The 11,023-nt window shown below is 32.7% G+C and carries 13 protein-coding genes; all 13 read right to left on the minus strand.

Going from position 1 to position 11,023, the window contains the following annotated elements; translation table 11 throughout:
- Window positions 1–1,017: glycosyltransferase family 2 protein (locus V7147_RS24510; RefSeq protein ID WP_335370407.1), on the minus strand; the 1,017-nt coding region annotated here is incomplete at its 3' end.
- Window positions 1,018–1,019: 2 nt separating this feature from the next.
- Window positions 1,020–2,003 carry a glycosyltransferase family 2 protein gene (locus V7147_RS24515; RefSeq protein ID WP_335370408.1) on the minus strand — a complete coding sequence of 328 codons (984 nt, stop codon included), beginning with the start codon at window positions 2,001–2,003 and terminating at the stop codon, window positions 1,020–1,022.
- Window positions 2,004–2,006: 3 nt separating this feature from the next.
- A complete protein-coding gene (locus V7147_RS24520) occupies window positions 2,007–2,438 on the minus strand; it encodes an adenylyltransferase/cytidyltransferase family protein (protein WP_335370409.1) in 432 nt (143 codons plus the stop codon).
- A complete protein-coding gene (locus tag V7147_RS24525) occupies window positions 2,425–3,612 on the minus strand; it encodes a CDP-glycerol glycerophosphotransferase family protein (RefSeq protein WP_335370410.1) in 1,188 nt (395 codons plus the stop codon). The genes V7147_RS24520 and V7147_RS24525 overlap by 14 nt, the downstream gene beginning before the upstream one ends.
- A complete protein-coding gene (locus V7147_RS24530) occupies window positions 3,596–4,666 on the minus strand; it encodes a glycosyltransferase family 2 protein (protein WP_335370411.1) in 1,071 nt (356 codons plus the stop codon). Before V7147_RS24530 ends, V7147_RS24525 begins: the two co-directional genes overlap by 17 nt.
- Window positions 4,667–4,683: 17 nt before the next feature.
- Window positions 4,684–5,769 (minus strand): UDP-glucose 4-epimerase GalE, encoded by a 1,086-nt coding sequence (gene galE / locus V7147_RS24535; protein WP_335370412.1) that lies wholly within the window; start codon window positions 5,767–5,769, stop codon window positions 4,684–4,686.
- Between the two features lie 26 nt (window positions 5,770–5,795).
- Window positions 5,796–6,977, minus strand: coding sequence for a glycosyltransferase (locus V7147_RS24540; protein ID WP_335370413.1), 1,182 nt, complete (start codon window positions 6,975–6,977; stop codon window positions 5,796–5,798).
- Between the two features lie 13 nt (window positions 6,978–6,990).
- The gene (locus tag V7147_RS24545) at window positions 6,991–8,103 is read right to left on the minus strand and encodes a glycosyltransferase family 1 protein (protein ID WP_335370414.1); all 1,113 of its coding nucleotides are present in this window, start codon (window positions 8,101–8,103) and stop codon (window positions 6,991–6,993) included.
- Between the two features lie 9 nt (window positions 8,104–8,112).
- Window positions 8,113–9,246 (minus strand): DegT/DnrJ/EryC1/StrS family aminotransferase, encoded by a 1,134-nt coding sequence (locus V7147_RS24550; RefSeq protein ID WP_335370419.1) that lies wholly within the window; start codon window positions 9,244–9,246, stop codon window positions 8,113–8,115.
- Window positions 9,247–9,281: 35 nt separating this feature from the next.
- A complete protein-coding gene (locus tag V7147_RS24555) occupies window positions 9,282–9,926 on the minus strand; it encodes an acetyltransferase (RefSeq protein WP_335370415.1) in 645 nt (214 codons plus the stop codon).
- Window positions 9,923–10,537 (minus strand): sugar transferase, encoded by a 615-nt coding sequence (locus V7147_RS24560; protein ID WP_335370416.1) that lies wholly within the window; start codon window positions 10,535–10,537, stop codon window positions 9,923–9,925. The genes V7147_RS24555 and V7147_RS24560 overlap by 4 nt, the downstream gene beginning before the upstream one ends.
- 16 nt (window positions 10,538–10,553) lie before the next feature.
- Window positions 10,554–10,706, minus strand: coding sequence for a hypothetical protein (locus V7147_RS24565; RefSeq protein ID WP_335370417.1), 153 nt, complete (start codon window positions 10,704–10,706; stop codon window positions 10,554–10,556).
- Between the two features lie 34 nt (window positions 10,707–10,740).
- The coding region (locus V7147_RS24570; RefSeq protein ID WP_335370418.1) for an EpsG family protein at window positions 10,741–11,023 on the minus strand (283 nt) is incomplete at its 5' end.

Genomic DNA, 11,023 nt, shown 5'->3' on the forward strand with positions numbered 1-11,023 from the left:
TTTTAATTGTCGTCTTTCAATTAAGTTTTTAATATTTCCGTATATAGAAGGATTGATTATGAACATGATAATCATTCCTTTTTGCTTCCAGCTTATATAGGGATTTTTCATTAGAGAAACTATATTTCCATTTAGGGTCTTTTTAAGTTTTTTCAATTCCTTTCCAACATCACTAAGATTTGACTTAGCGACGAAATAATACCAAATAAGCACTTCTAAATAACATTTGAATGCCTTTTCATGCAAATTTTTTTGGCTTATTGATTTGAAGAAGTCAGCGCGTTCCTTAAGGGCAAATACCCTATCAAATTTTTTAATTGAAAAAGGAGAATACACGATACTATCTGGCCTTTGAACGTAGTAATACAATTTTGCTGAAACAGAAGTTACCATTGTGGATTGATAGTAAATTCTGTGAACGATAAGCTCATCTTCGTATATTACTCCTTCTTGATACTTTAAGGATTGAAATAAGTTTTTTTTATACAACTTGTTCACGGCAAATATCCACCTTTCACCACCCTTCCCCATTGGGTCAAATACGTTTTCATTTGGTGAGTATAGTTGGTTTAGTGCTTCGATATTTGTGAAGTTCTGTACGTCATAATCCGAATCAAGGCACTGTTCTAAGTCATTACTTAGGTCTACCTCAACCTTAATCACATCACAAACAACAACATCAGATTGATGTAATTCTGCATTGTTATATAAAATCTCATACATTTTTTTATTGATATAATCATCACTATCCACAAACCCTATATATTTTCCTTTTGCAATCTTAATTCCTGCATTTCTTGCAGATGATAAACCTCCATTTTCTTTGTGTATAACCATCACTCGCGAATCACTCATTGCATACTCATCACATAGCTTCCCACAATTATCAGGTGACCCATCATTCACAAGAATAAGTTCAAAATCTGTAAATGTTTGATTTAATATGGAGTCAACACATTTGCGTAAATACAATTCAACCTTATATATTGGAACGATAATGCTTATTTTTGGTTTCATAATTATATTCCCAACCTTAATATTTTTCTTGAATTATTCGTTAAAAACAATAAATTAGTACTACATTGAAGCAACGTAAGTGTTAGCTTATACTTTAACGAAAGTGCATTGTTAAACATTATCAGTCTATAAACCTTTTTAACGATTTGTTTAATTACAATTAAATACTTCTCAATGTGCTCCTTATCTTCCACTTGATTTAGAATATAATGAATATTATCCGTACATCCGTATGCAAAACAGGATATAACCTCTTCTGATAGCTCGGGATACCTTTGATTCATAAAGGGTAATATTTCATCCCACCCTAAAAAGGCATCCAACCTTTTTTCATTGAAGCGTGATGTAAGAATGCTATTTTCACGTTTAACATAGATATAACCGATATAATTTGTATAAATGGATCTAATCGATTGGCTAAATAACTTATAAGTTGTTGATAAATCCTCGTGAATGCGACCTTCAGGAAATGTAATATTGTCAAAACAGCTCCGTCTAAATAATTTGTTACATAATGAAAAACGATATAAATTCCCCTTAAACAGTTCTCTCATTGCTTCAATATGATTAAGCTCTTTTATGAGTTCACTATTAGATTCATTGATTATCTTTCCATTTATTTCTCTACCTAATTTACAAACAGCTATATCAGAATTAGTTTGTTTACATAATTTCAGTAATTTACTATACATATCTTTATCGACATAATCGTCCCCGTCAACAAAGCCGATAAACTCACCATGAGAAACAGAAATTCCTATATTCCTTGCTGCACTTACCCCACGATAATTTGTATGGTAGACTTTTATTCTATTGTCTTTCTGAGCATATGAATCACAAATGATTCCACTTCGATCTATTGATGCATCATTTACTAATATTAATTCAAATTCATTCATGGTTTGATTAAGTATACTCTCTATGCATTTTTCAAGATACAACTCCACATTATGAACAGGTACAATAATACTTATTACCGGTTTCATCACTTAAACAACCTTTTCCTTATATTCTATTTTTTTCTTAAGTTCAGTTGAGGAAACTCCTTTTGTATAAGGAAAGTAGACAATGTCCACACCTACGTGATTAAATTGCTTTTCAACTTCATTAAAAAGAGGATCACCCTTCCAGTCATCCCCAACAAACATGACATTAAATGCTAAATCCTCCCATGCTGAAAACTTGTCTCGATTAATTTGTGGAACAACTTCATCTACATATCTGATCCCCTCTATAATTTCCATTCTTTCAGCAAAAGGAATAACTGGTAGTTTATTTTTATATTTCAGCACTAAATCATCTGTACTGACCCCGACGATGAGAAATTCACATTGTTCTTTTGCCCTTCTTATAATATTTAAATGACCAACATGAAATAAATCAAAAACACCCGTTGTATATCCAATTTTATACGGCTTCATTCATTTTCCTCCCATTTTCGTTAAAACAAACTTCACTTATACGCTTAACTAAAATCTCATTAGCCTTTCCATCTTCAAATGAGCCAACTTTTTCAAAAAAGTGTTTTAAATCGGCATTGTATTTTTCAAATTCAAATAAGTTAATCTCATTAAGCAAGTCATTGTTGGTCATTGCAGCTTTAAAAGGTAATTCTAATAAATCAAAATAAAGGTTTCTATCTTGTTCTATATAATCGTTAAAATCAGGAACATATAAAAAACATGGCCTACGGGTAATAGAATAATCAAACATAAGCGATGAGTAATCAGATACTAAAACATCAGATATACTTAACAATTCTTGAATATCATTGTAACTCGTTACATCAACTACATTATTGCCGCAAATAAGCTCTTTTGATTTTGACATTAAATGAGGGTGTAATTTAACTAAACATATCCATTTACCCCCGAATTTATTTGCTAAGGTTTTTAGTAAGCTTAAATAATTGAGATCATATACTGCAAGATTACTATCATTCCTAAATGTGGGTGCATATAACACAACCTTATAATCAGGAGGGATCGATAATGCATGAAATACCTTTTCTTTCAATAAAGAATTATTATTAAATAGAAAGTCATTTCTTGGTGTTCCATGTTCAAAAATTTCTCCCTCATACCAAAAGGCTCTTTTAAATATATTTGTGCTGTATTTACAGCCAGACAATAATAGATCACATTTTTTGGAATCCTTTTTAGCCATATGAACATACTGTTCGGGTAGTGAAATTTCTGCATCTTTTTCAATTTGTTTTAAACGCAGGGAGCTATGCCATGTTTGTATGTAATACTGAGTTTTTCTTTTCACAAACAAATCTGTTGTTCTAAAATTCGTAATCACCACTTTGGAAGTACAAAGTTCATAAAAGTATTTCAAAGTCATTGTCTTTACTGTTCTTATGTTTGGAATGTGATCCTTCTTTTTAAAATCATTGAAAGCCCAAACAATATCAAATTGACCCTCCGGAGTATTTTGGATAATATATTCGGAAATATATTTTGGATTACATCCGTATTGACTCCCATAATAACTAAACATAAAGATTTTATTTTTCTTTATAGGAAAACAATTAAATATATGGATAACTGCTAAGGAAAGATATTTTTTTAGTTTCTCAACTAGCTTCTTCATTTATTAAATCCCCTTTGGTCTTAACGTTTATTCTTTCTAAGCCAATAGGTTTTGACAACATCTTACACTTCCTTAAAACCTTCCTAATAAAAGGTAAGCAAATATTAAAATATGGATGAATTGCAAAAAATCGTAATTGCAGGTCTAATTGTTTATCTCCTTTAACAGCAATTTGAAATTCATTGTAATGATCCACGATATAAGCCTGTATCTTTCTTTTGTGTAAACTAGATTTATCTTTTTTCCTATTCATTAGTAAGAGATTGTAATGGATTAAACTATTTTTCAATATAACCTTATAGGACTCATTAGTTAGCTCTGGATAATACTGTTCGATAAAGTAGTGCCTTTCTTTTAATCCTTCAAGAATATCTAAGTTTCTGTGAGTATATGTAGAAACGATACTGTCACTCCGTTGTAAATAGAAATACAGTGGTTGATGCACGATTACATACGTATTTACGAGGTGCATAACATTATGAGCCCAAAATACGTCTTCAAATAATACCCCCTTCTTAAATGGAATATCTTTAATAATCTTTGTTTTGTAGAGCTTCCCCCATGCAAAGTTTTTAATTCGTTCGTTTAAAACCAACTCTGCCATTAAAGCTTTATTTCCTAAAATAATTGGTGGATCATCCTTTTTATAATACCTATCATCAAAAAGTAAATAATCCTCATAAGCATAATAAAAAGCAGACTGAACTACATCTGCTTTATGCTTACGGCTAATATTAACCAGTTCTTCTATCATATTCTTTTCTAACCAATCATCACTATCTACAAAAATAGTAAAATCTCCGGTAACGTATTTTATACCAATATTTCTTGCATCCGATAATCCACCGTTTTTCTTATGAATAACGATTATCCGGTTATCTAGCTGAGCATATTCCTCTGCCATCGCACCACAATTATCAGGAGACCCATCATCTACTAAGATGATTTCTATATTTTTATATGTTTGATTTATAATCGTTTCAATACATCTATTCAAATATTTTTCTACCTTATATATTGGCACTACAATACTTACCAAATCCTTTTGCAACATACTTTAACACTCCTATGTTACGTTTTAGGCATAAAAAAATCCGATGCATGATTAAACACCGGTTGTTCACTTCTATTTTGTTTTTCAGACTGTTCGTTATACCCATTTGGGTTGTTTTGTTGCCATCTCCAACTATCTTCACACATTTGATCAATTCCCCTGGTTGCTTGCCAGCCAAGATGATTTCTTGCCTTGGATGGATTAGCGGAACAAATCGCTACATCACCTGGGCGTCGGTCTTTAATGATATATGGAATTGACTCCCCAGAAGCTTTTTCAAATGCTTCAACCATCTCAAATACGCTGTAACCTTGACCAGTACCAAGGTTATAGACTCCAATCTCTTTAGTTGCCAATACCTTTTCCAATGCCTTTAAGTGACCATTCGCTAGATCAACCACATGGATATAATCTCTTACTCCTGTTCCATCGATTGTATGATAATCGTTTCCAAACACAGTCAAATGCTTTAATTTGCCAACTGCTACTTGCGAAATATATGGCATAAGATTGTTCGGAACCCCTTTTGGATCTTCGCCCATAATCCCGCTAATATGAGCTCCGACAGGATTAAAATATCTTAATATAGAAATACTCCATGTTTGATCTGATATATATATATCTTTCAAAATTTCTTCGCACATTTGCTTTGTCCGCCCGTATGGATTCATCGGATTTAACGGAGTTTCTTCACTAATTGGAACCTCATTTGTTGATCCGTATACAGTAGCAGATGAGCTAAATACGAGGTTTTTCACCCCATGCTTCCTCATAGCCTCACAAAGTAAAATGGTACCGGTGACGTTATTTTCATAGTATCTAAGTGGAGAGTTAACAGATTCACCTACTGCCTTAAGACCGGCAAAATGAATTACAGCCTCAAATTGATTTGTAGAAAACACCTCTTCTAGTCCTTTTTTGTCTAATAAATCAATTTGATAAGTCTTAAAGTTTTTATTTGATAATTTAGATACACGCTTTAATGATTCTGTCTTACTATTAGAAAAATTATCAATTACAACAATTTCATAACCATTATTTAGGAGCTCTAGACATGTGTGACTGCCAATATAGCCTGCCCCACCAGTAACTAGAATCGCCATATATTATCCTCCATTTTCAAATATATTTACCTTATTAACCCATATAATTTCTCAAGTTCAAATTGGTTACCAAAATTAGTCTTTTTGCAGTTATTTACAAGTTTTTCTCTAAGTGCATTGTCAATGTATAATCTTTCTACACCATCCGCTATTCCTTCAACAGATAAATCACATATGTATCCGTCAATCCCGTTCTTCACTTGACTTGGGGCAGTTGGATAATTTGTGATGAGTACTGGCTTTGAGAGGATCTGTGCTTCTCCAACAGTTACAGCTTTTCCCTCATACCTTGAAGGCTGTACATATAGATCTGCAGCCTTCATAAATGGAAATGGATTCATCTTTTTTCCTAACAAAATAAACGACTCTTCAAGTCCATAGTTAGAAATTAAATGTTTAATTATCCGTTCATCTCCACCATATCCAACTACATACCATGCAATATCTTTATATCCTTTGTCTTGAAGGATCTTTAGGGCTCTAACGGCATTATCAATACCCTTTGCATGTGAAAATCTAGCCACTGTGATTAATTTAAAGCGCTGATCGTTTAACATTGGATTTTCTACTGGCTCATGAGACAATTCTCTTACAAACTCTGGAGATGAAATATTTTCCATTACACTTACCTTTCGTTTTAGTACCGGGTACTTTTTCACGAAAGAGTTTTTACACTCTTCAGATACCGCAACAATGTGGTCAAATTTCATCCACATTTCTAAATCCATTTTTTGATCGGTTTCTACTGTTGAAAAATCAGTGTGCACCCATGCAATTTTTGTTTTTGCCTTAACTTTATCTGCTATAAAGTAGTGCGGCCATAAATAACTTATTGCAACATCATAACTTTTTTCTAATTTCGGTAGAAGTGGTAATGCATATTTCCACATATATTGCATCTGTTTGTATCCATTTTCATTTGTACGATCTAAACTAGCTTTATATCTAGAAAAAAGTCTTATGATTCCGATTGGTAAATTTCCTCTCTTTAAAATCTGTCCAATCGACATTCTAAATGTTTTGTATGCTTTAACTTCATTCAATAAATTTGGGGAATCGGGCAATAGATTCATAAACTCACCAGTATGACTATACAGCATAAGATCAACATTAAAATTTTCATAGTCAAAATTATTCAACATGCTTATTAAACTTCTTTCTACCCCACCAACCTCCATATCAAATGAAGAAATGAGTACGTTCTTCATGTGCCCCTCCAAGTTATACCTGATAAATATCCAAAAGATTAGAAATACCTTTTGTCATTTCATATCCCTTTTTCTTAAAACCTTTAATTATCTTTTCTGTTTCTGTTTCTTTTTTGTTGGCTAGTTCTAATATTTTTTTTGCCCAAACTTCGGCCTCATCATTAAGATTCAGTCTTGTGACTAAACCCAGTTCTAAATCCGCTTCAGGTTGTATTGCTTCTGAAACAATACACGGAAGACCACTAGCCTGTGCTTCTAAAAGCACAAGACCTAGTCCCTCATAAATAGAAGGGAACACAAAAACATCCATACAATGTAACATTGTAGAAATATCATTCCGAATCCCTACGAACTTTATATTGTGGTATATATTTTCATTTTTCGCTATTGCTTCAATTTCTTGTTTTAGATCTCCATCACCAACTAAAAGTAAGGTAATATTTGGATCCATTTTTAAAAGGTTTTTCATAATATTTAATAAAAATTTGTGGTTTTTTGATTCTATAAATCTCCCAATATGACCAATTACGATACCGTTATCCATGGAGGACTCGTTTTTAAAATGATTAATTTGCTCGCTTTCAACTTTTAAAAAAACCGAATAGTCAATAAGATTTGGAAAGAACTTATAATTTAACTGTTTTAATACACTATTCCCAAATAAATATTTCCCTGCCTCGTTACTGCAGGCCAGCAAATGAGTAGATGTACTCTTGATTAAAACCCTCATAGCCCTTATATATAATTTTCTAATGACAGAATCACTATTGTCTAAAGTTGTATGAGCATGAGCTACTCTTATTTTTATTCCAGCTAATTTTGCTGCTAAATTAGCTATCCCACAATGAAAGAGTGTATGAGAATGAACAGCTTCATAGGGTCCATATTCTTTTATTACACGTAAAAGATCCTTTATTGATTGTGTGTTAGATAACTTTATAACTCTTCCACCCAAACTTTTAATTTCTTCATCATAATGAGCATTCTTTCGAGAAAAAGAAATAAAATCAAACTGTACCTTTTCACGGTCAATATTTCTATAGATATTCATTAACATCGTTTCAGTCCCAGCCCTGTTCATTGCCCCGACTATATGAAGAATTCTTTTTACATTTAATTTAGTCACTTTTAACCCTCAATATCCTACAACATTTTTTTCCTTGATTTTTAGTGAACTTTTTAAGCACTCAATCACTCGAATTTGTTCACTTTCTGTCATATTTGTACCTGACGGTAAACAGATACCATTCTCAAATAAATGTTTGGAGACATCTAACCCCTCAAAGTGAGGATAAAATTTTATACCTTCGAAAAGGGGCTGTAGATGCAGTGGCTTCCATACTGGTCGCGCCTCAATATTTTCATTAGCTAAGGATTGCAATAATTCATCTACAAAAACCCCAGAAATTTCCTGGTTTACTGTCAAGGTTGTGAGCCATCGGTTTGAAAATGTATCTTCTAATTCAGGCATAAATTCAATACCTGGAATACTGGCTAACTCCTCGTAATATCTATTAAAAATTGCTCTTTTTGTTTCAACTCGACTATTTATAACTTCTAATTGGGCTCTACCAATCCCGGCTAAAACATTACTTAACCGATAATTGTAACCTGTAGTACTGTGCTGATAATGTGGAGCAGGATCTTTTGCTTGGGTTGCTAAAAAACGCGCTTTATTCATTGCTCCAGTATCATTTGATACAAGCATTCCTCCACCCGAAGTGGTTATAATTTTATTCCCATTAAAGGAGTAAATGCCATATTCACCTAAGGTACCACTTGGTTTTCCCTTGTATGAAGAGCCTAAAGATTCAGCCGCATCTTCTATTATCGGAATTTTATATTGGTTGCATGCTAATTTAATTTCATCCAATTTAGCGCTTTGACCATATAAATTGACCACTATTATTGCTTTAGGTAGGTCATCATTATCTGCAGCTTCCTTAAGTGCAACCTTTAACGCATCAGGAGACATGTTCCAGGTTTCCGGCTCGGAATCAATAAAAACAGGTATAGCACCTTGGTACAAGATAGGATTTGCACTCGCTACAAATGTAAGACTAGAACAAAAAACCTTATCTCCCGACTGGACTCCTAATAAAGAAAGAGCCAGATGAATTGCCGCAGTTCCTGAACTTACTGCAACAGCTTCATTGACTCCAACATAAGAAGCAATCTCTTTTTCAAATGCATCAACATTTGGACCTAATGGTGCGACCCAGTTTGTCTCAAATGCATCGATTATATATTTTAGTTCGTTTCCACTCATATGGGGAGCAGATAAATAGATTTTTTTGGGCAACCCTAAACACCCCCAATTACTTTTTTAGATTTTACGACTGCAGGTACCCCAACAGCTGTAGAGTTTGATGGTATATTGCTAATGACTGTTGCCCCTGCACCAATCACTGACCATTTTTCAACTTTCACATTTGGAATAATTGTTGCTCCTGCACCAATATGGACTCCATCTTCTATTTCAACTGAACCTGTTAAAGTAGCATTGGGCGAAATATGAACGAAATCTCCTATATTATTGTCGTGTTCTATCATTGAACTAGAATTAATTATTGAATGAGACCCGATTTTAGCATCAGCATTTACAACAGCATTTGCAAAAATAACTGTTCCTGTACCGATTTTTGCACTTTTGCTTATAACTGCCGATTGATGAACTAAAGTTGTATAATAATAATCAGGTATATCTAAATCATCAAAAATTCGTTTTCTTATACGATTATTTCCTATTGCAATAACAAATTTGACATCACAAAAAAATTCTATCATTTTAGTTGCTGATAGAATTGGCCCATAATATATGTTATTTTCGATTGTGAAATCCAAATATTTATCATCAAAGAATCCAACAATATTATTTTCCTTATCGTTTTTAATTAATTCTTCAATTACCTTGCTATGACCGCCTTTACCAATAACAGCAATATTCATCCATGACCCTCTTTTATAGTAGACTTATTACCTTTAAAGCTTTCAACAGTGGGGTGATTTTGTTGTGTAATTCCATGTGACTTAATCACTTTCCAAACCGTAATTAATAATATTTTAGTATCTAGCATAATTGTATGGTTATTTACATACCAGAGATCATGTTTAAACTTTTCCTCCCAGGTAATTGCGTTTCTACCGTTAATTTGTGCCCAACCAGTAATTCCCGGTCTAACATTGTGTCTTTTGGCTTGTTCTTCCGTATATAAAGGAAGGTATTCCATCAATAATGGCCTTGGACCTACTAAACTAAGGTCACCTTTTATCACATTAATAAGTTGAGGTAGTTCATCTAAACTAAATTTTCTTAATAAAATCCCAAAACGAGTGATCCTAAGTTTATCTGGTAGTAACTGACCATTACTATATCTATCATTAGTCATTGAGCGAAATTTATAAAGGTAAAATGGCTTTCCGTATAAACCAGGACGTTGCTGTTTAAAAATAACAGGGGATCCAATTTTATTACGTACAATTCCCCCAATGATAAGCATGATTGGGGATATACAAATAAGCAAGGGTACCGTAATGATTAAATCAAAAAAGCGTTTCATCTTATCCCCCTATCATTTAATCTTCTTCATATATAAAAGCTAAAAACTGATTCTTTATCTCTTCAATTAATTCCTTTGTTTCAATATTCTCTAGTTCTTGACCCTTGTTATAGATGTTAACTAATATTTGTTGTAAATCCTGCTGGCTAAGTTTTTCTGAAATATTCATCTTTCATTAACCCCATCCGGTTTGTATTTAAAGTTCAAGAGAAAAACGTAATAAAGTCACTTCGATACTTAATGTTTAAAGATATTACATTTTCATAGTAATAATAAAGAAAGAAACAACCTACAACACCAAAATATACAAACTTTTGACTTCTCTCAGCGAAAAGTTTTACAATCCATGAAATTAAAATTACTTGATATAAATCGAAGTAAATAGAAAACCTTGCAAATATCCAGTTTTGTGTAGATATTATCATAAAAACCAATCCAATTATCGACATATTCACTATATAATCACTTTTCGGGAAAATTTCTCTA

The organism is Bacillus sp. JJ1521, from assembly GCF_036965165.1.
In the GTDB taxonomy this organism is placed as follows: domain Bacteria; phylum Bacillota; class Bacilli; order Bacillales; family Bacillaceae_L; genus Ferdinandcohnia.